Source organism: Acinetobacter towneri DSM 14962 = CIP 107472 (assembly GCF_000368785.1).
In the GTDB taxonomy this organism is placed as follows: domain Bacteria; phylum Pseudomonadota; class Gammaproteobacteria; order Pseudomonadales; family Moraxellaceae; genus Acinetobacter; species Acinetobacter towneri.
Genome location: NZ_KB849690.1, coordinates 1 through 21702 on the forward strand (window position 1 = coordinate 1; position 21702 = coordinate 21702).

20 protein-coding genes and 2 rRNA genes are annotated in these 21702 nt (G+C 43.3%); 8 read left to right on the plus strand and 14 right to left on the minus strand.

Translation table 11 applies throughout. The features are described from left to right. From F947_RS07250 to F947_RS07265, 4 genes are all read left to right on the plus strand, one after another. Positions 1–2268 (plus strand): 23S ribosomal RNA (locus F947_RS07250); the annotation flags it as partial. 223 nt (positions 2269–2491) lie between these two features. Continuing rightward, positions 2492–2606, plus strand: a 5S ribosomal RNA gene (gene rrf, locus F947_RS07255). A gap of 331 nt (positions 2607–2937) precedes the next feature. Then, complete coding sequence (locus F947_RS07260; RefSeq protein WP_004974034.1) at positions 2938–4296, plus strand: MFS transporter; 1359 nt, start codon at positions 2938–2940, stop codon at positions 4294–4296. A 191-nt stretch (positions 4297–4487) separates the two neighbouring features. Beyond that, entirely contained in the window at positions 4488–5657 is a 1170-nt protein-coding gene (locus tag F947_RS07265) for a PQQ-dependent sugar dehydrogenase (RefSeq protein WP_004974035.1), read from the plus strand. A 424-nt stretch (positions 5658–6081) separates the two neighbouring features. On the opposite strand, the gene F947_RS07270 is transcribed toward F947_RS07265, so the two are convergent. The 4 genes from F947_RS07270 to ribF form a co-directional block, all read right to left on the minus strand. After that, on the minus strand, positions 6082–6564 hold the full coding sequence (locus F947_RS07270; protein WP_004974037.1) for an FKBP-type peptidyl-prolyl cis-trans isomerase: 483 nt from the start codon (positions 6562–6564) through the stop codon (positions 6082–6084). After that, complete coding sequence (lspA, locus tag F947_RS07275) at positions 6557–7096, minus strand: signal peptidase II (protein WP_004974039.1); 540 nt, start codon at positions 7094–7096, stop codon at positions 6557–6559. The genes F947_RS07270 and lspA overlap by 8 nt, the downstream gene beginning before the upstream one ends. Beyond that, positions 7089–9935 carry an isoleucine--tRNA ligase gene (gene ileS / locus F947_RS07280; protein ID WP_004974041.1) on the minus strand — a complete coding sequence of 949 codons (2847 nt, stop codon included), beginning with the start codon at positions 9933–9935 and terminating at the stop codon, positions 7089–7091. Before ileS ends, lspA begins: the two co-directional genes overlap by 8 nt. A 66-nt stretch (positions 9936–10001) precedes the next feature. Then, positions 10002–11003: a riboflavin biosynthesis protein RibF gene (gene ribF / locus F947_RS07285; RefSeq protein WP_004974043.1), complete on the minus strand. Its 1002-nt coding sequence runs from the start codon at positions 11001–11003 to the stop codon at positions 10002–10004. A gap of 206 nt (positions 11004–11209) precedes the next feature. Here ribF and F947_RS07290 point away from each other — a divergent pair, with 206 nt between their 5' ends. Then, complete coding sequence (locus F947_RS07290) at positions 11210–11776, plus strand: phosphorylase family protein (protein ID WP_004974047.1); 567 nt, start codon at positions 11210–11212, stop codon at positions 11774–11776. Between the two features lie 80 nt (positions 11777–11856). Here F947_RS07290 and F947_RS07295 read toward each other — a convergent pair whose 3' ends face one another. From F947_RS07295 to ubiG, 9 genes are all read right to left on the minus strand, one after another. Next, positions 11857–12534: a TetR family transcriptional regulator C-terminal domain-containing protein gene (locus F947_RS07295; RefSeq protein ID WP_004974048.1), complete on the minus strand. Its 678-nt coding sequence runs from the start codon at positions 12532–12534 to the stop codon at positions 11857–11859. Between the two features lie 418 nt (positions 12535–12952). After that, the gene (gene argA, locus F947_RS07300; protein WP_004974049.1) at positions 12953–14299 is read right to left on the minus strand and encodes an amino-acid N-acetyltransferase; all 1347 of its coding nucleotides are present in this window, start codon (positions 14297–14299) and stop codon (positions 12953–12955) included. Positions 14300–14444: 145 nt separating this feature from the next. Further along, a complete protein-coding gene (locus F947_RS07305) occupies positions 14445–14828 on the minus strand; it encodes an RcnB family protein (RefSeq protein WP_004974051.1) in 384 nt (127 codons plus the stop codon). Positions 14829–15057: 229 nt separating this feature from the next. Further along, positions 15058–15447 (minus strand): RcnB family protein, encoded by a 390-nt coding sequence (locus F947_RS07310; RefSeq protein WP_004974052.1) that lies wholly within the window; start codon positions 15445–15447, stop codon positions 15058–15060. A gap of 246 nt (positions 15448–15693) precedes the next feature. Beyond that, on the minus strand, positions 15694–15849 hold the full coding sequence (locus F947_RS14730) for a hypothetical protein (protein WP_004974054.1): 156 nt from the start codon (positions 15847–15849) through the stop codon (positions 15694–15696). A gap of 129 nt (positions 15850–15978) precedes the next feature. Next, positions 15979–16398, minus strand: a complete 420-nt coding sequence (locus tag F947_RS07315; RefSeq protein WP_004974057.1) for a hypothetical protein — start codon at positions 16396–16398, stop codon at positions 15979–15981. A 207-nt stretch (positions 16399–16605) separates the two neighbouring features. Beyond that, positions 16606–17352, minus strand: coding sequence for a YciK family oxidoreductase (locus F947_RS07320; protein ID WP_004974058.1), 747 nt, complete (start codon positions 17350–17352; stop codon positions 16606–16608). Positions 17353–17421: 69 nt separating this feature from the next. After that, positions 17422–18123: an HAD family hydrolase gene (locus F947_RS07325; protein ID WP_004974060.1), complete on the minus strand. Its 702-nt coding sequence runs from the start codon at positions 18121–18123 to the stop codon at positions 17422–17424. After that, positions 18120–18836 carry a bifunctional 2-polyprenyl-6-hydroxyphenol methylase/3-demethylubiquinol 3-O-methyltransferase UbiG gene (gene ubiG, locus F947_RS07330; protein WP_004974063.1) on the minus strand — a complete coding sequence of 239 codons (717 nt, stop codon included), beginning with the start codon at positions 18834–18836 and terminating at the stop codon, positions 18120–18122. Before ubiG ends, F947_RS07325 begins: the two co-directional genes overlap by 4 nt. A 181-nt stretch (positions 18837–19017) precedes the next feature. Between ubiG and F947_RS07335 the strand changes: the two genes are divergently transcribed. Further along, the gene (locus F947_RS07335) at positions 19018–19638 is read left to right on the plus strand and encodes a thiol:disulfide interchange protein DsbA/DsbL (RefSeq protein WP_004974070.1); all 621 of its coding nucleotides are present in this window, start codon (positions 19018–19020) and stop codon (positions 19636–19638) included. 114 nt (positions 19639–19752) lie between these two features. Here F947_RS07335 and F947_RS07340 read toward each other — a convergent pair whose 3' ends face one another. Continuing rightward, entirely contained in the window at positions 19753–20409 is a 657-nt protein-coding gene (locus F947_RS07340; RefSeq protein WP_004974072.1) for a TetR family transcriptional regulator, read from the minus strand. Between the two features lie 204 nt (positions 20410–20613). Here F947_RS07340 and rph point away from each other — a divergent pair, with 204 nt between their 5' ends. Both rph and F947_RS14790 read left to right on the plus strand, forming a co-directional pair. Then, on the plus strand, positions 20614–21330 hold the full coding sequence (gene rph / locus F947_RS07345; RefSeq protein WP_004974074.1) for a ribonuclease PH: 717 nt from the start codon (positions 20614–20616) through the stop codon (positions 21328–21330). 177 nt (positions 21331–21507) lie between these two features. After that, positions 21508–21702 (plus strand): hypothetical protein (locus tag F947_RS14790; protein ID WP_004974076.1); only part of this gene is annotated, 195 nt, incomplete at its 3' end.

The window sequence follows — 21702 nt, forward strand, 5'->3', positions numbered from 1 at the left end:
CGAGTCTTAATAGGGCGTATAGTTGCTGGGTATAGACCCGAAACCGGGTGATCTATCCATGAGCAGGTTGAAGGTTGGGTAACACTAACTGGAGGACCGAACCCACTGTCGTTGAAAAGCCAGGGGATGACTTGTGGATAGGGGTGAAAGGCTAATCAAACTCGGTGATAGCTGGTTCTCCCCGAAAGCTATTTAGGTAGCGCCTCGGACGAATACCATTGGGGGTAGAGCACTGTTTCGGCTAGGGGGTCATCCCGACTTACCAAACCGATGCAAACTCCGAATACCAATGAGTACTATCCGGGAGACAGACTGCGGGTGCTAACGTCCGTAGTCAAGAGGAAAACAATCCAGACCGCCAGCTAAGGCCCCAAAATCATAGTTAAGTGGGAAACGATGTGGGAAGGCATAGACAGCTAGGAGGTTGGCTTAGAAGCAGCCACCCTTTAAAGAAAGCGTAATAGCTCACTAGTCGAGTCGGCCTGCGCGGAAGATGTAACGGGGCTAAAACTATGTGCCGAAGCTGCGGATGTATACTTTGTATACGTGGTAGGGGAGCGTTCTGTAAGCCGACGAAGGTGGATTGAGAAGTCTGCTGGAGGTATCAGAAGTGCGAATGCTGACGTGAGTAACGACAAAACGGGTGAAAAACCCGTTCGCTGAAAGACCAAGGGTTCCAGTCCAACGTTAATCGGGGCTGGGTGAGTCGACCCCTAAGGCGAGGCCGAGAGGCGTAGTCGATGGGAAATTGGTTAATATTCCAATACTTCAGTGTAATGCGATGAGAGGACGGAGAAGGTTAAGTCAGCCTGGCGTTGGTAGTCCAGGTGAAAGGAAGTAGGCATGCATCTTAGGCAAATCCGGGGTGCTCTATGCTGAGATCTGATAGCAAGCTGTACTTGTACAGTGAAGTGGCTGATACCCTGCTTCCAGGAAAAGTCTCTAAGCTTCAGTTACACTGGAATCGTACCCGAAACCGACACAGGTGGTCAGGTCGAGTAGACCAAAGCGCTTGAGAGAACTCTGCTGAAGGAACTAGGCAAAATGGTACCGTAACTTCGGGAGAAGGTACGCTGTTGATGGTGATAGGACTCGCTCCTTGAGCTGTCGACAGCCTCAGAAACCAGGCCGCTGCAACTGTTTATTAAAAACATAGCACTCTGCAAACACGAAAGTGGACGTATAGGGTGTGATGCCTGCCCGGTGCTGGAAGGTTAATTGATGGGGTTAGCGTAAGCGAAGCTCTTGATCGAAGCCCCAGTAAACGGCGGCCGTAACTATAACGGTCCTAAGGTAGCGAAATTCCTTGTCGGGTAAGTTCCGACCTGCACGAATGGCATAATGATGGCGGCGCTGTCTCCAGCAGAGGCTCAGTGAAATCGAATTCGCCGTGAAGATGCGGTGTACCCGCGGCTAGACGGAAAGACCCCGTGAACCTTTACTGCAGCTTGACATTGAACTTTGACCTTACTTGTGTAGGATAGGTGGGAGGCTTTGAAGATGGGACGCCAGTTCCATTGGAGCCGTCCTTGAAATACCACCCTGGTAATGTTGAGGTTCTAACTCTGTCCCGTTATCCGGGACGAGGACCATGTCTGGTGGGTAGTTTGACTGGGGCGGTCTCCTCCTAAAGAGTAACGGAGGAGTACGAAGGTGCGCTCAGCGTGGTCGGAAATCACGCGTAGAGTATAAAGGCAAAAGCGCGCTTAACTGCGAGACCCACAAGTCGAGCAGGTACGAAAGTAGGTCTTAGTGATCCGGTGGTTCTGTATGGAAGGGCCATCGCTCAACGGATAAAAGGTACTCTGGGGATAACAGGCTGATACCGCCCAAGAGTTCATATCGACGGCGGTGTTTGGCACCTCGATGTCGGCTCATCTCATCCTGGGGCTGAAGCAGGTCCCAAGGGTATGGCTGTTCGCCATTTAAAGAGGTACGCGAGCTGGGTTTAGAACGTCGTGAGACAGTTCGGTCCCTATCTACCGTGGGCGCTGGAAATTTGAGAGGATCTGCTCCTAGTACGAGAGGACCAGAGTGGACGAACCTCTGGTGTACCGGTTGTGACGCCAGTCGCATCGCCGGGTAGCTATGTTCGGAAGGGATAACCGCTGAAAGCATCTAAGCGGGAAGCCTACCTCAAGATAAGATTTCCCCGAGGCTTTATGCCTCCTAAAGAGCCGTTGAAGACTACGACGTTGATAGGTTGGATGTGGAAGCATAGCGATATGTGAAGCTGACCAATACTAATTGCTCGTGAGGCTTGACTATACAACACCCAAACAGTTGTTGTATCACAAGCATCAATCGATTCATAAAAGATCACTTGAAACTGATCAGATCAAATATCTTGATTCAGCCCTTGCTGAACATGAAATTTCAGATACAATAGCCAACCTGTTAATAACTCATTTGGAACCAAGTAAGGCATTACAAGCGAAAGCATCAAGCTTAAGCAATGTAACTAAGACCCGAACAAGTCCATAACAGTTGTGCTGGCGACCATAGCAAGAGTGAACCACCTGATCCCTTCCCGAACTCAGAAGTGAAACCTCTTCGCGCTGATGGTAGTGTGGGGTTACCCATGTGAGAGTAAGTCATCGCCAGCTCATTATTCGAACACCCTCAACTAGCGTTGGGGGTGTTTTTTTATGAGGGAAAGAAAATATTAAGAAGAAAAGTAGAAGAAAGAAGTTTAAAACAATATATTTACAATAATAAATTATGTGAAAAATATAGCATATATCAAAATATCATAAATTACTGCAAGTCTATTTGGTCGAATTTATCTACAACTTTAGTCTAGGTTTTTAAGAAAATTAACCAGAGTTAAGTTTTTGCTGTAGACAAAAAGTGAATATTGATTCATTTTATATACAAAAGTGAATAACCATTCATTTTTTATAAAATAAAAAGCTCACAATTGGAGGTGAGGGAAAAATGACAGCAACAACAATGAATGTGAATGCTGTAGTGGATCAAGCAAAGTTTAAACCTTTTCATTTAAAAATTGTACTTTGGTGCGTATTTGTCGTTATTTTTGACGGTTATGATTTGGCGATTAACGGTGTGGCTTTACCACTACTGATGCAAGAATGGAATATGACGGCTGTACAGGCAGGTATGCTTGCGAGTACGGCACTGGCAGGCATGATGTTTGGCGCCATGCTGTTTGGCATGTTGGCAGACAAAATTGGCCGTAAAAATGTCATATTAATTTGTGTGACGTTATTTAGCGGCTTTACTTTTTGGGGCGGCTTTGCATCCAACCCAACAGAGTTTGGTATTTTACGTTTTATTGCAGGTTTAGGGATTGGCGGGGTATTGCCTAACCTCGTGGCTTTAACCTCTGAATATGCACCACAAAAAATGCGTAGTACCTTAGTTACCACCATGTTCAGCGGCTATGCCGTGGGCGGCATTATGGCAGCCTTACTTGGTGCATGGTTGACGCCTAGCTTTGGCTGGGAAGTGATGTTCTATATTGCGGGATTACCGTTACTTATTTTGCCTTTATTGTGGTTTTTCTTACCAGAATCTTTAACTTTTTTGGTGAAAAAACAGCAACATGAAAAAGCGCGTCACATCGTCCAGCAAATTAGCCCACAAGAAAATATCAGCCCACAAACACAATTTGTATTAAATGAAGTACAAACCGCAGATGCCTCAATTGCAGCCTTATTTAAAAATAACCGTGGCATGAGTACTTTGCTGTTTTGGTGCTGCTTCTTTATGTGTTTGTTGATGGTTTATGCTTTGGGCAGTTGGTTGCCAAAACTGATGATGGCAGCAGGTTATTCGCTGGGTAACAGTTTAATGTTCTTAATGGCGATGAACATTGGTGCTGTGATCGGAACCATCAGTGGCGGGATTTTAGCAGACCGTTTCCACTTAAAACCTGTGATTATTGGCATGTTTTTATTGGGCGCATTCTCTCTAGTGGGTCTAGGCTTTAATTCACCACAGCCTGTGATTTATTTATTGGTGGGCTTAGCAGGTGCTTCTGCCATTGGCAGCAGTATTTTATTGTATAGCTTTGTTGCTCAGTATTATCCACTTACGATTCGTTCTACAGGTATCGGCTGTGCTTCTGCAGTGGGGCGTGTCGGTGCGATTGTAGGCCCTATTATTATTGGCGTACTTTTGGGCATGGATTTACCACATAAAATGAACTTTTTGGCGGTGGCGATTCCTGCAGTGATTGGTGCAATTGCAGTAGCACTGATTCGTTTACAAAGTACATCACAGGTGGTGAGTGAGCCAAGCGTGGTTAAAAAAGCCAGCCGATCTTATAGTTAATTGATCGTTAGTGTTTTGGGACTTTGAAATTAAGGAGCATTGCTCCTTAATTTTTTGCCTATTCACTTTGTAGAAGATTTAAGTAAGAAAGTGTGTATCGCTACATTTCTACTGTGCACGAGGTACATTTCATTGATTATGATGTCTTGATTAGCACAAGCAAAGATTGAATGAATAGAGGAGCAATTAGGATGCTCAAGATAAATCGGCAATACTATGGATTTATATGTCTAGTTGTATTGGGTTTAACTACAGGGTGTAATGCGCAAGTTGAGCCGAAACAGAACACGGCTGCTTTAGAGTCAAAATCAACTTCTGCACAAAATTTACAACGCTATCAAATACAGCCAATTGCAGATTTTAATGAGCCGTGGGCATTGGCAGAATTACCCGATGGACGCCTATTAATTACAGAAAAAGCGGGGAAATTAAAACTTTTTGATCCAAAAACAGGTCAAAGCTTAGATGTTCAAGCTATCCCTGAAGTCGCCTATGGCGGACAAGGTGGTTTGGGTGACGTCATTTTAGATCCTGAATTTCAACAGAATCAGCAGATTTATTTAAGTTATGCCGAAGCGGGTGCGGGTGGTTACGGTGCAGTCGTGATTCGGGGCAAGCTTGTATTAGATGCCAAACCCACGCCAAAACTCACCCAAATTCAAAGAATCTGGCAGCAAGTGCCGAAAGTATCGGGACAGGGGCACTATGCGCATCGTATAAAGTTTGGTGCAGATGGCAAATTGTGGATAAGTTCTGGTGAGCGACAAAAGTTTGAACCTGCTCAGGATTTAAAATCTAATTTAGGCAAAATTTTGTGTCTAAATGCAGATGGCACAACCCCTTTAGACAATCCATTTCAAACACATGGAGAGATTGCCAAGCAAGTCTGGAGTTTGGGGCATCGCAACCCTTTAGGCATGGCATTCGATCCCGCAGGGCAGCTTTGGGTTGCAGAAATGGGACCTAAAGGGGGTGATGAGTTGAATCTGATTGTCAAGGGCGAAAACTATGGCTATCCACTGGTGTCGAATGGTGATCATTATAATGGGTTGCCCATTCCAGACCATGCAACTCGTCCTGAATTTACAGCCCCTGTTCTGGATTGGACGCCAGTCATCTCTCCCTCAAGTTTGATGTTTTATACGGGAGATGTATTCCCACATTGGAAGCATAAAGCGATTCTTGGTGGTTTATCTTCAAAAGCAATTATTGTGGTGGATACGCAAGCACAGCCTGTTCGGGAGTTACAGCGTATCGAGATGGGTCAGCGGATTCGTGGCGTACTTCAAGCACAGGATGGCAATATTTGGGTGATTGAAGATGGTCAATCTGCCAGATTGCTTAAATTGGTGGCTCCATAAAATAAATTTCTTCAGGTCTAAACTTATTTCAAAGTAGGACAAAAAACAAATAGAAAAAAGCCCCAACATCATGTCGGGGCTTTTTCAGATTTATGTTTAGGTATTACTCCTGTTATACCTTTCAGCGTCCTGCCGTTATATTATTTATTATTGTTATTCTTGCTTTTAGAAACATCCTGTTTCTGTATGTGTTAAATATAAAATGAAAGCTGATCTTTGCCTAGCGTCAATTTTCTGCAGTGCATGTAAGCTAAAACGTACAACGATATATCGGTAAAATATAGATCAATAAACTGGATTTATTTAATTTTAAGTATTTGATTATATTTAATAATTATCTTATTCAATAAAAAATCTCCCAAATTCATTTTCTTGTACTTGGGAGATTTGAACAGCAGAAAGATGCAGTAAGTATGCAAATTGATTACATCAACTTAATACCTTGTTGTCCTGCTGGGGTCACTCTAAAGATTTCAACTTCAAAGGTAATATTTTTACCCGCTAAAGGGTGGTTAAAGTCTACTTCAGTCACATCATCGTTGACAGATTTCACCACGCCATAGAGGCTTTGTTTGGCTTTATCTTCAAATTCAATCATGTGTCCTTCAACTGGATGTTGCTCAAATTTAACCGTATCAAAAGTTTGTACGTTTTCAGGATTCCATGGACCAAATGCTTCTTCAGGTGGAAGACTCACGGTACGACGGTCACCTGCACGTAAACCAAATAATGACTTTTCAAAACCAGGTAATAGGCTGCCATCGCCCATGACCAAACTTACAGGTTCAGCGCGGCTACGGGTGTTGTCAATTTCTACACCATTTTCAATGGCGACAGAAAAGTGCAATTCGACTTTTGAGCCATCTTCAATACGAGTTTCATCATTTGGATTAATAATTTCAGTCATGTTGCGCCTGCGCTCGTTCAATTCGGTGCTTTTCTAGGAAAAACGTATCAATTAACAGCAGAATGGTGCCAAGTGTGATGGCACTGTCTGCAATATTAAAGGCAGGGAAGTGGCTGTTGTTGTAGTACACGTGAATAAAATCGACCACGTAGCCAAGACTGACCCGATCAATTAAATTCCCAATCGCACCGCCTAAAATCAAGGCAATCGCCAAAGGCAGTACGATGACATTTTTTGGCATACGCATTAGCCAAAATACAAAAATTACAGACACTAAACCTGCCAGTGAGGTAAAGAAATAACGTTGCCATCCACCTGCATCGGACAAGAAACTAAAGGCAGCGCCATAGTTATGCAGTAAAGTCCAATTCAAAAAGGGCAATACAGGCACTGGATCTGCGTAATTCAGATGCGATACTGCAATCCATTTGGTCCATTGGTCGAGAATAATCGCGACAATGGACAAGCCCACCCACCATAAATTATGTGGATAGAACTGGAATAAGCCCTTTTTGTGTTGTGGATTAGGCATATTTTCTCTCTTCGCCTTGACCTGTTGGAAGGTTGATAATACAACGTGAGCACAAACCTGGATGTGCAGAATGTGTATTCACATCAGGGAGTACATGCCAGCAACGTACGCATTTTTCGCCATCTGCTGCAGAAACTTTCACGTTCAAGCCATCTAAATCAGAGGCTTCGCCTTGTGCAGCATCAAAGCTATTCACAATCACTTGTGAAGTAATCAGAACAAAACGCAGCTCATCGCCTAGTTTATCCAATACGGCTTTGAGTTCGTCATTCGCCCAAAGCTCAACTTTAGCAGACAGGTTGGAACCAACGGTTTTGGCAGTACGTGCAGCTTCAATGAATTTATTGACGGCAGATTTAACTGCAATTAGGGTTTGCCATTCCGCTTCTGCCAAGATGTTGGCTTCAGAAGCCACTGGAATGTCATACCATTCTGCAGTGAAGACATATTTTTCTGATTGCTCAGGAATTAGCGGCCATGCTTCTTGTGCCGTAAAGCTTAAGATTGGTGCCATCCAGCGAACGAAAGCCTGAACCAAGTGATACAAAGCGGTTTGTGCAGAATGACGTGCTTGCGAGTCTGCTTTGGTGGTGTACTGACGATCTTTGATGATATCGAGGTAGAAACCACCCAAGTCATTAATACAGAAGTTGGTCAGTGCACTGGTCACGATATGGAAGTTCATATCTTCATAGGCTTGCTGAATGGTTTTCTGTACTTCTGCGGCACGTTGCAGGATGTATTGATCCAGTGCAATCAACTGATCTACAGGCAGTGCATCTGTAGCGGGTTTGAAGCCATTTAAGTTGGCCAACAAGAAACGCAAGGTGTTACGGATACGACGATAACCGTCAGAGGCACGGCTAAAGATTTCCTTACCTGCGGTCATTTCATAGCGATAATCCGCCGATGCAATCCAGAAGCGTAGGCCGTCTGCACCCATGTCTTTAATAATGTCTTGTGGGGTAATAATGTTACCCAACGATTTCGACATTTTGCGACCTTTTTCATCCACCACAAAGCCGTGGGTTAACAAGCCTTTATATGGTGCGCGTTCATTGATTGCAATCGAGGTGAGTAATGAAGATTGGAACCAACCACGGTGTTGGTCTGAACCTTCAAGATATAAATCGGCTGGGTCTTGCAACTCTTCACGCTCACGTAGTACGGCGTAGTGGGTCGTGCCTGAGTCGAACCATACGTCTAATGTATCGCGTACTGCATTGTAGTGCTCGGCATCATCACCAATGAAGTCTTTGGCTTCACGGTTGTACCAGCCATCAATCCCTTCTTGTTCGATCAATTTCGCAACTTCTTCGATCAATTCAGGTGTGCGTGGGTGCAATTCGTTGGTGTCTTTATGTACAAAGAATGGAATTGGCACGCCCCAAGTACGTTGACGTGAAATACACCAGTCTGGGCGACCTTCAATCATCGCTTGGATACGGTTTTTACCCCAATCAGGTACAAAGCTGATGTCATTTTCAATCGCATTCAGTGCGCCTTGACGTAAACCTTTGGCATCCATGCTGATAAACCATTGTGGTGTAGCGCGGAAAATAATTGGAGTTTTATGACGCCAGCAGTGCGGATAGCTGTGTTTGATTGGGTGATGTGCCCACAGCTTATTGTTTTCTGCCAAAGTCGCAATAATTTGTGGATTGGCTTTGTAGATGTGTTCGCCTGCAAAGATTGGTGCAGTAGGTAAATATACGCCATTGCCACCGACAGGATTGTCAACTTTTAGGTTGTATTGTAAGCCAACTTTATAGTCGTCCACACCATGTCCAGGCGCGGTATGTACTGCACCTGTACCGCTTGTTGCGGTCACGTGTTCACCTAAAATCACAGGTACTTGGCGTGCTTGAATCAGTGGATGTTGTAAGATCAGGTTTTCGAGTTTGTCACCTGTGAAGTCAGCCAATACTTCATAGCTGCTAAAGCCATAGCGTTCAGTTGCAGACTGTACTAATTCTTTGGCTAAAATAAAGTTTTGTGCTGCTTTTTCATCGCTACGTGCTTTTACCAATTGATATTCAATTTCGGCATGCAAGGCAACAGCTTGGTTAGCAGGCAATGTCCACGGTGTAGTCGTCCAAATGACGATGTCAGTGGCATCATTCACTTGCACATCCAAACGTGCAGATAAATCGGCTAAATCGACCACAGCAAAACCGACATCAATTGCATCGGATTTTTTATCTTCATATTCAACTTCGGCTTCTGCCAATGCAGAACCACAGTCCAAACACCAGTTCACAGGTTTAAGACCCGGTTCAATATGACCTGCTTTGGCAATTGCACCCAATGAACGCACGATATCGGCTTCTTGCTTGAAGTTCATGGTGAGGTAAGGATTGTCCCAATCACCAAATACACCCATACGCACGAAGTCTTTTTTCTGTAATTCGACTTGGGTGTAAGCATATTCGCGACAGGCTTTACGGAAAGTCGAAGCATCGACTTTTACACCCACCTTACCCACTTTTTCTTCTACTTTAAGTTCAATTGGTAAACCGTGACAGTCCCAACCCGGAACGTAGGGTGCGTCAAAACCATCCATGACACGGCTTTTAATAATAATGTCTTTCAGGACTTTATTGACCGCGTGACCCAAGTGAATTTGACCATTGGCATACGGAGGGCCATCGTGAAGCACATATTTTTTCTTGCCAATACGCGATGCACGAATCTGCTGATAAATGTTGTCGGCATACCACTCTTCTAACCATTTCGCTTCACGTACTGCGAGATTTGCTTTCATTGCAAATTCAGTACCTGGGAGGTTTAGCGTGGCTTTATAATCCACTGCATTTTCAGGAGTTTGCTTATCGCTCATGCAAGTTGTCTTCCAGTTGAATCAGCCCATGGACTGACGCGTTTTACATTAAATATTTAGGGTAAATTAAAAAGGGAAATTTGGATGATCTTGTCGAAATTCAAGAAGTTTTTCAACATCATCATCAATTCCCGCTTTGAGTGCTTCAAGCGAAGGGTAATTTTTTTCGCCATGTAAATAGTTTAAAAATGTGACCCGCATTAATAAGCCATACAGATTAGCAGAAACATTGGGGAAATGTACTTCTAATCGCCATTCGGGCTGTACTTGTTGGATGGCTGGGCGCGTACCCACATGTCCTGCACCAAACAGACTGTTCGGGCTGTAGCCTGCAACACCCGTTTTATCGGGATGATCATGTTTGACTTTTTCACTTAAAGCGGTGGTTTCACACACCACTTCAACACCATAAATGCCATTTAAGCAGGGTTTATGGCGGTTTAAGCGCACATTAATGGTTGGAAAATCAAGTGTGCGACCAATTTGATCGCCATATTGTACGCGTCCGGTAATACTATAAGGACGTCCGAGCAGTTGTGCAGCGAGAGCCAAGTCACCTGCTTGTAGGGTTTGGCGAATACGTGTGGAGCTGACCCGTTCACCCGATAAATTTACAGTGCTTAAATTGGTAACTTGAAAACCAAAGTTACGTAAAAAGTCACTGTTGCCTTGACGGTTTTTGCCAAAATGAAAATCATCACCCAAAACTAAATGTGTGGCATTTAAGCTATTTTTTAAAAGGTGGGCAAAGGCTTCAGCATTTAAACTACGGAAGTGATTGTCAAACTTGGCCACGGCAATATAGTCGATGCCCAATTCAGTCAGATATTCGACTTTTTCCCGCAAAGAACTGATACGTGGCGGGGCATCATAACCTTTAAAAAATTCCAATGGTTGAGGTTCAAACAGCATCACCACCGTTTTTAGTTGTTGTGCGGCAGCCACTGCTTTGAGTTGTTGAATCATCGCCTGATGACCGACATGCACGCCATCAAAATTGCCAATGGTCACGGCAGTTTGAGCTAAGTCGGTGGTAGAAGATAAAGCATTCAGGCGGAGCAGCTGCATGGTCGAATGAAAGTTGAAAATTTGTAAGAGCTATATATTGCCATATTCTCGCGCTTTCGTCTTGTTGTTGTGTTTTTAACCTGAAAAATTATCGAAAAATCAGGCAAAATCCGACAATTTAATCTGCAAATCGCAATCGGGTTTGCACCGCATTCAAATTTCTTTTCTAATGGGGCGGTTTTAATGAACTGCACGAGTAGATGGCTATGAATTCTGATTTTGCTTTAATTATGGCATTGCCCAGTGAGTCTAAAGGCTTGTTTGAGCAAGCTGGGATTCAGGTGCATTACAGTGGCATTGGTAAAGTGAATGCCGCATTTAAAGCCTTTGAAGTGATTCAGAAAACAGGCTGTAAAACCTTGCTCAATTTAGGCACTGCGGGCAGCTCCCATTTTGATGCGCATGCTTTGGTGGAAGTGAGTCAGTTTGTACAGCGAGATATGGATGTTTCACCGTTGGGTTTTCAGGTGGGGGTGACGCCTATGGATCAGGAGCATCCTGCAGAAATTGAGCTGGAACGCTATTTTGAGCATTTACCTAACGGAATTTGCGGTACAGGCGATAGTTTTGAAACGGGGACACCGAAAGTGCCGTGTCAGCTGGTCGATATGGAAGGCTATGCGATTGCCAAAGTCTGTAAAAAACTAGGCGTGCGCATGTTGTCGGTCAAATATATTACCGATGGTGCCAATGATACGGCACATTTAGACTGGGAAGAAAACTTGTTGCTAGGCGCACAAAAATTATTATCGTTATATCAAAGTGTTAAGTAATACAGTTGCCCAAAACGCCACGACCCGAGTAAAAACTAGGGTCGTGAGCTAAATTCGGATATTTGTTCAGGTTGGCGCGATTATTCTTGCGCTTCCTGTGCTGGTTCAGCCGTGACAACAGTTGCTTCTGTAGCATTGATTTCGTCCTGACGCGGCATAATACCGTAGAGCATCATGTGAACTGTATGTTGCAAGACACGTTGCAACATGCTGCGGTTGCGCAGGGTTTTACCTGTCACCATTTCCATTTGCGTTGCAAAGTCGGCATAGTTTTGGGTAATCGCCCAAATATTCAAAATAAGCAATTCAGGATCAATCTGCTTAGACAGTTTGCCTTGCTCTTGCCACATGGTAATGACTTTGGCTTTGCGTTTGACCAGTTTTTTCAGAGGGCCTTTTAAAATTTCCTGAATATGTGGCGCACCTTGAATCACTTCTAATGCAAATAGACGTGATGCTTTCGGCTGAGTACGTGAAACCTCAATTTTCTGTAACAGATAATTGGTAATCGCTTCTTCTGGCTCAAGTTCGGCTTCAAGCATTTGTAAAGGCGCAAGCCATTTTTGTAGTACTGTGGTCAGTACTTCAACATAGAGCGCCTCTTTATTTTCATAATAATAGAAAATATTCGACTTATGCATTTCTGCAATTTGTGCGATTTCATCCAAACTTGCACCGCTAAACCCGTATAAGGAAAATACGTCGAGTGCAGCATTGAGAAGCTGATGGCGTTTTTGTGTACTCTTTTTTTGTTCCATTCGTAATTTTAAAACAATGAAAAAAGGGAATTATTAATTGTACGGCAAATCGTCAGTCTTGTGCATCATTAAAAGATGTATTTTTAAAATATTTATAATTTATTCTGTAGTTTAGCTATTAAATCCGTGAAAAGCATGATTAGAGAGGGGGAGTATCTCGTTTTTGTATTTCCTGACTGAATGAATAAGTTCTTTGAATTTTCTATATAAATGATAAAAGTAAAGTTTTCTTCTGTCTTGTATCAATTTTATTTAAAAAAACTAAACAGTGGTGTGAGTGCTGCCAATTTTGATCATCCCTACACTGTCGTGCTGACAGGTATAGGTGTGATGACCTGATTTAATCGGCAGCATGTTCCACGTGAAACATTTCTGGGTTTTGATTGTGCTGTGTCATTCAGCGTACCAAAAGTTTCGCTTAGAGCCGTTTTTTACACACAATTGAGTTGCGTTGATAGTTATATAAAGCCTGACGTGCATCGGGTAAATCATCGACACTGGCAGGTGCAAAGCCCTGTTCTAAAAACCAGTGTGCGGTGCGAGTGGTTAAAATAAATAATTGCTGAATACCCATGGTTTTGGCTTTATCTTCTAAATAATCCAGAATTTGGCGACCACGGTTGGATTTACGATAAGCAGGATGCACCGCGACACAGGCAATTTCGGCCGACTTGAGTTCATGACCTGTGGTCGGAATGGGGTACAAGGCGGCACAGGCGAGAATCATGCCGTCACGTTCAATCACTGCAAATTGTCCAATTTCATTTTCCAGACGCTCACGTGAACGATATACCAACACGCCTTCTTCTTCTAAAGGACGTAATAAACGAATCAAACCGCCTACATCCTGAATATTGGCCGTACGCACTTCTTCATAATGTGCATCACTCACCATCGTCCCTGAACCATCACGGGTAAACAGTTCTTCGAGTAAAGCACCATCGTAGGCATAGGAAATGAGATGTACCCGATGTACGCCGTTTAATGAGGCATCTTGGGCTGCATTTAAGTGTAAAGCCAATTCAGGATGATGTCGCTGAGCATCTTCAATATATGGATTTAAATGTTGCGGATGAACTTCACGTTGCAATTGACCTTCGGCATTCTGCAAACCGTGCTGCGCGCCTAAGAAAATCAGTTTGTCAGCTTTTAATTGAATGGCAGTTTTAGTTGCCACTTCTTCAGCCAACAAGTTAAACACTTCACCTGTGGTGGAATAACCTGTTGGACCGAGCAACACAATATTATGATTTTCTAAATGGCGTTGAATGGCATCGACATCTACAGTGCGGACTTCGCCAGTCAGTTGATAATCGACCCCATCACGAATGCCATACGGTTTGGCGGTGATAAAGTTACCCGACACCACATCAATCCGTGCGCCGTACATAGGGGAGTTAGCTAGCCCCATCGACAATAAGGCTTCAATTTGCAGGCGAATTGAACCGACAGCATTCATGACACACGATAAAGATTCACGAGTGGTGACACGACGTTGCAAATGAAACGGTGTATCAATTTGGCTGAATTTTAAGTTTTGATTAATTTGTGGACGCGCACCATGTACCAAAATCAAACGAATACCAAGCGAGTGTAGTAGGGCAATATCATGAATAATGTGCTGAAAGTTTTCATGCAAAACCGCTTCACCATCGAACATAATCACAAAGGTTTTATTGCGGTGGGCATTGATATAAGGCGCAGAATGTCTAAACCAATGCACATATTGTAAGGTTGTGCTGTGCGGGTTTTCAGTTGGAGTCATTCGTTGGCCTGCTGTAATGATCGATGGTGCTGTCTTTGATTCTAATCAAAAAATTCTGCAGCGGAAGACTAAATATAAAAAAACACCTGAATGGTGCTTCAGGTGTTGTGGAGAAATGCTATTTTTCAGCTCAGGCTGAACGGTTTTAGCCAATAATACGAATAATACGCTGGGTGCGCTCATTAATCAGCACATAGTCACCGTTGACTTTATACCACTGCTGATAACGACCTGTGTTGGGTAAACGACGTGCTTCACGATCACTGACTTTGTAGCGGTTCGCATCATATCCGCGTGGGAGGTTTTGACCTACACGCCAGTCACGACTTGGATTCACGCGTTTTTGATCATAACGCTTTTGTTCCCACTGTGCATGATGACGTGGATTGTCCCAACGCTTGTCGTGATGTTTATAGGTGGCACTCGCTTGATGACGACGATCATCATAACGATGGTCGGGTGCTGCCATAGCCGATGTTGCCATGATTGCGCTTAAAGACAGTGCTAAGGTGCTGAGTAATTTTTTCATGGGATTTACCTTCAGTTTTAGATATGGGGTAGATGTGTCCAAATTAATCAAATACTCAAGATAAACGATGGTGGAAATTGAGGTGAATTGTGAATTTTATGGAGAAAACAAGGAGAGCTCGAGCGGGATATTTCACAACAATAAGATGAGTGTGAGCATCATCCTATAAAAAAGCCCAAAGTGGACTTTGGGCTATGGATTTAGAGCTTGTGTATGTACAGCAGTAGGTCTATAAACCTGCGATACGCAAAATCTGGTGATTTTCGACATCGACCAAAATGTAGTCTTGGTTGATTTTATACCATTGTTGTTTGCGTTCAGGGCGGGGCAAGTTATGTTCCTGATAATCGACTTTATAACCATTGCCACGATAATGCTGCGGCATGACATAACCCGTTTGCCATTTATGTTGCTGTAGACGTTTTACACCACGTTCTTCACGCATGCGGCGTTTGTCTTGCATACGCTCTTCAGCATCGGCACGAAATTCACGTTTATTTTGTGCTTGGTGACGAGGATGGTCAGCTGAGTCTCGATCAAATTGAGGAGCGGCAGTTGCAAAATTGCTGCTTAGTAAAGCACTGAAAGACATTGCCAGAACTGTCAAAATCTTTTTCATGTAAACCCCTCATCTTTTATCTCTATTTCACAGTTCATACTTTAGCCATTAAATGCAGAGAAACTGTGAAGAAAGCACATGAATTTTTTAAATACGCATCTGCAGGATGCGGCATGGTATTGATTCTATTATGCGACAAAATACGAAATTTAGTAGCTATCGCTCAGAAAATAGGGGTGGGATGATTTTTCTTGTGCTAAGGAAAGGATGAGACATCACCATAGCAGCGTACTGCTATGGTCTGCTTTAGTTCCAATGTTCAGTTAAGCCTTGTAAAGATTGCACAGCGATGGCAACACATTCGGCTGTTTCACGATCATCCAAAGCCACAATTAAATGCTGACCTAATTGCAAGCTTTCAATACTTTGAATCACGGCAGTTTTACGTTGAATATCAGTCATCACAATTTACCTAATGCTTGTTGTGGAGATACATCAAGCATAGGTGATGTATATTGATTTGGAAAACCGTATAATTTTATAAAAACAATCCAATAAAACGATTATTGCCACCGTTGCCATGAGTTTTGCTTAATAGGCGTAGTTTAAATCGGTGTAGTCGGTCAATGATTTTTGAATATGTGCATTGATAAATTCGCGTACATCTTCAGTACTCATTGGTGCGCCTTGCTTGCTAATCACGTGTTCAATTTCAGGTTGCCCTTCAATTTTAATACGATAAACAAAGTTTTTAACCACTTTGTAGGCATCGTCCAGTTTTTCAATGCCTGTGACATAGTGGTAAGCATGTTCAAAATTAAGGTCGGTATGTGAAAATACAAACTGATCAAACAGTTTGATTTTCTGACCGTTGTCGAGTGCCTGAATGTCATCTACGATGCTGGCTTCAAACTTCATGCCATATTTTTCAGAAATAGGCTGACCATCAATTAGTAAAGACACCATACCATCTTCAAGTGGTGTCACGGTGATGTTGTTTAATTCAGTCATGTTGCTCTCTGCATCGTTGAGGTTGAATTGAGATGTGGAAGCATGGTAATCAGGCTTTGCATTGCCAAAAATAGGCAGGATAGAAACCTGAAAATGCTTGTGCGATGCCATTTTACCGCAAATCAATGTGCAAAAATTGGCAATATGCTAGGTTAAGTCCATAAAAAAGGAAGCAAGCGCTTCCTTTCTTCGGATCAAACGACAGAACTAATCCTGTGCATCAATACTTTGACCATTCATGTGCAAGCTGTCATCGCCCATTAAATATAAATAGGCAGGCATGATGGCATCGGGTGTAGGTAAAGTTTTTGGATCTTCATCAGGATAGGCTTTGGCACGCATGGCAGTGCGGGTTGCACCCGGGTTAATGCAGTTGTAGCGAATATTTGGATGTACCTGTTCTTTGGCAAATAACTGGCTCACCGCTTCAATTGCAATTTTAGACACCGAATAAGCACCCCAGCGTTCACGTGCTTCACGACCTACACCTGAACTGGCAAACACGACTGAAGCATGTTCCGATTTTGCCAAAAGTGGTAATAATTCCTGAGTGAGTACAAATGGCGCACGTAAATTCACTGCCATGACGTCATCCCAAACATCGGCAGGGTAATTTGCCAACTCAGTCCGTTCGCCTAAAATGCCTGCATTATGCAAAATACCATCCAAACGTCCGAATTGTTTGTCTAGGGTATCGACCAGTAATTCATAATCTCGTGGTGAAGCACTTGAAAGCTGCAGCGGCAAAATAGCAGGTTGTGGTGCGCCTAAACTTTCGATTTCATCATAAATCACTTCAAGTTTATTTAAGGTACGACCATGCAGCACTACGGTTGCTCCGTGTAGCGCATAACTGAGGGCAGCCGCTCGTCCAATACCATCACCCGCACCTGTGATCAGGATAATACGATCTTTGAGAAGATCGGGGCGAGGTTGATATTCTGAGTATTTCATGGGCATCCCTCCTGTTCATTTCTTATTGCTTATGGGTTGAGTTTCATGTCATCGCTTTACAGGACTGATTCAAGCATTGGCACTGCTGTTTTGCGTTGCAGCTTGCAGCACCAATTTGTCTAAAACCGTATGTAATTCAGTCACTGAATCCACTATACAATCTGCTTGCCATGCTGTTAAGTCATCTTTGTGTTGCAAGGGTAAATAACCGTATGCTGCCAAAATGGTATACATATTGGCGTTACGACCTGCATCGATATCACGTGGATGATCGCCCACATAAATACAATGTTCTGGGGCAATTTCAATCTGTTTGGCCGCCAAATACATAGGTTCTGGGTCTGGCTTGGTACGGCTAACATCTTCAGGGCAGACCAAAACTGCACAGCGTTCAGTTAAATTCAGTGCTTTGAGCAGTGCTTCGCTGAGCCAGCGCGGTTTATTGGTGACAATACCCCACGGAATTTGACGCTGTTCCAACGCATCAAGCAGTGGATACATGCCTTCAAACAGATCAGTTTCGACTGCAATATCTGCACCGTACAGGTCTAAAAAGCGTTGTCGATGGGCCAAAAATACAGGGTCATCTACCTCAAGTTCTGGATAGACCAATTTGACCATCGCCCGCGCACCTTCAGATACCTGTGTGCGAATGGCGTCTGCTGCCACAATCTCACAGCCTTTATCGCGGCACATATCTTGAATGATGCGAATAAAATCTGCAGCGGTATCAATTAAGGTGCCATCGAGGTCAAATAAAACCGCCTTCATTCTGTTGCCTCATTGACCGTGTAGACCATGTAGTTCACATCAACATTAGGTGCCAACCAATAGCGTTTAGTCAGTGGGTTGTAGTGTAAACCCGTCATATCTTTAAGTTTTAAACCCGCTTGGCGAATGTCGTGTGCCAATTCAGACGGTTTAATAAATTTATGATAATCGTGTGTGCCTTTGGCCAACATGCGCAGCACGTATTCTGCCCCAATAATGGCAAATAGGTATGATTTAGGGTTGCGGTTAATGGTCGAGAAAAATACATGACCGCCCGGCTTGACCAGTTTTTGGCAGGCTTGAATAATCGAGGCCGGATCAGGTACGTGCTCTAACATTTCCATGCAAGTCACCACATCGTATTGACCAGCTTGCTCATCTACCAATTGCTCAACAGGAATTTGGCGATATTCAATATTGTGTACGCCTTCTTGTTCTGCATGCAGGCGTGCCACGTTTAAAGGTGCTTCGCCCATATCAATTCCAAGCACATTGGCACCGCGACGAGCCATGCTTTCTGCCAAAATACCACCACCACAGCCGACGTCTAGCACTTTCTTGCCTGCCAAGCCGCCTGCGTGCTCATCAATCCAGTTTAAGCGCAGTGGATTAATCATGTGCAGGGGACGGAACTCGGAATGCTGATCCCACCATATGGCTGCAAATGCTTCAAATTTGGCAATTTCTTGTGGATCAACATTCAAATGCGACATGGGTGCCACCTCAATTGGGTCGTGATAATTGGAAAAATAGATATAAACCCTAGTGTAGCGTTAATTCTAAAAAAAGCGATAAAAGCTGTAAAAAAGTTCACAGAAGGAAAACGAAATCAGCATAATTGATTTATAGTGTTGCCATACACTAAACAGAATGATTTAGAGGATTATAAACGCAATGAAAAAATTCCTTTTAGGTAGTTTGGCAACTGCCATCTTTGCTATTTCTGGTAGCACTATGGCGGCAAATTTTGTAGCAGGTAAAGATTATAGCGTTGTCGCCAACCCGGGTAAGGTTGATGTACCCGGTAAAATTGAAGTGCGTGAGTTCTTTTGGTATGGCTGTGGTCACTGCTTTACTTTAGAACCATATATGCAAACATGGTTACGCCAGTTACCTAAAGATGTGAATTTTGTGCGTACTCCTGCAGCCATGAATCCTGTTTGGGAAATGAATGCACGTGGTTATTATGTGTCTGAAGCTTTGGGTGTGCGCAAGAAAACTCACTTGCCACTTTTCCATGCCATTCATGACAAAGGTCAGCAAATTTTTGACCAACAATCACAAGCTAAATTCTTTGTGAAATATGGTGTACCTGAAGCGAAATTTAACAGCATGTTTAACTCGTTTGCGATCACCTCTAAAATTTCACAAGCTAAACAATTGGCGCGTCAGTACCAATTGACAGGTGTACCTGCGGTGGTGGTGAATGGTAAATATATCGTTCAAGGCGATAACGGCAAAGTGATTCAAGTAGTGAACTACTTGGTTGATCAAGAGCGTAAAGCTAAGAAATAAGCAGATGCAATAACAAGATGATGCAAGGCTGAATCAGCAGCGCATCGCTAAAAACCGCAATGATTGCAACGTCATTGCGGTTTTTTTAATGCAGGTTAAAAGTGTGTTGTATGTTTAATCTGCGACAGGCTGCGGACGTTGCCAGTGGCAAATGCCACGAAATAATAAATGTACTTGAGTAATGGTTTGTTGAATAAAACGCTGCTGTTGTTCAGGTAATTTTTCGGCTTCAAATTGGCGTTCTAAACCAATCCAGCTCATTGCCCAATTTAACGATAAATTAATTAAAATATTGGCCAGAATGTGAAAATCTTCAGCATGCTGAAAATGTTGTACGCTTTCGACCCGTTGTAAATCATTAGCTAAATCTTCAATTAAAAAATCAATTTCACGGGCGATGGCTTGCCGTAAAATGGTCGAACCGCCCCAGCGTTCGGCAATTAAAAAAATCCATTGTTGTGGATGTTGATCGACAGATTTAAAAAATAGGGTCAATGCCTTTTCGGTCTGTGCATCGGGTTGGTATAAATAAGCTTGTCCCAACTGATACAAAATACCTTTAATGTGCAAGGCAACTTGATCGACCAAATCTAGCCCCAACTCATCCATATCTTGAAAATGCCGATAAAATGCGGTGGGCACCAGTCCAATCTGTCGTGAAATTTCTCTTAAGCTAATGCTGCTAAATGCACGTCCTGCGCTGCTGAGTTGCAGCACTGCATCCATAATTGCCTGACGACTTTGTTGTTTTCGTTCTTCCCGAATCGACATTGTATTTCCTGATTCTGCCAGTGCCGCGCAGTCTAACAAAAACCTGTGTTTCACGATAATACTAAAAGATGAATGAAGCCACTTTGTAAAAATACAGGCAAAATTTACCGAAACAGCACACGTCAAGCTTTGGAAAAGCGACCTGCGCTGTGGCATCTGTTATACTTGCGGGCAATTTATTTGAGCCAAAAATAAGGACACATTATGCGTATTGACCAACGAGCTTTAGATCAATTACGTGAGGTAAAAATTACCCGTAACTATACTCGCTATGCTGAAGGTTCAGTGTTGGTAGAGTTTGGTCATACCAAAGTTTTGTGTACCGCAAGTATTGATAACTCTGTACCGCGCTTTTTAAAAGGGCAGGGACAAGGTTGGGTAACTGCAGAATATGGCATGTTGCCACGTTCAACTCATACCCGTAGTGACCGTGAAGCGGCGCGTGGTAAACAAAGCGGACGTACACAGGAAATTCAGCGCTTAATTGGTCGTAGCTTGCGTGCCATGGTCGATTTGAAGAAACTGGGTGAAAACACCATTACCATTGACTGCGATGTGATTCAGGCCGATGGCGGTACCCGTACTGCAGCCATTACAGGTGCAGCAGTGGCATTGATTGATGCTATGAATGTGTTGCTGGAAAAGAAAAAAATTAAGCATGACCCATTAAAGGGTTTGGTGGCTGCAATTTCTGTGGGCATGTACCAAGACCAAGTGTTATTGGATTTGTGCTATGAAGAAGATTCAAATTGCCAAACTGATTTAAACGTGGTGATGACACAAGCAGGTGAATTTATTGAAATTCAGGGTACTGCTGAAGATAAGCCGTTTAATCGTGTGCAATGTAATGCCATGTTGGAAATGGCAGAAAAAGGTATTCAGGAATTGGTAAAAAAACAGCAGCAAGCTTTAGGTTGGTAAGCTAAGCTTTTTGATGTTTTTCTGCTGTTTAAGAGCGCATCTTCGGATGCGTTTTTTTATGGATGAGATTTAGATTGCGATAGGAAGCGTGAAGCAAAAAGCTACAATATTGCAGGATGCGTTCTTTTAAGATGGAAAACTGTATGCAAAGAGCCTGAATGAAAAGAGGAGGAAAGCATGAAACTATTGATTATTTTAATGTCTGCCATGATGTTGTTTTTAACTGCATGTGATTCACGTACTGAGCGTGAAAATGAAGACAATCGTAGTGTACTCGGTCAAGCTTCTGACAACGACAACGACAACGACAACGACAACGACAACGACAACGACAACGACAACGACAACGACAACGACAACGACAACGACAAC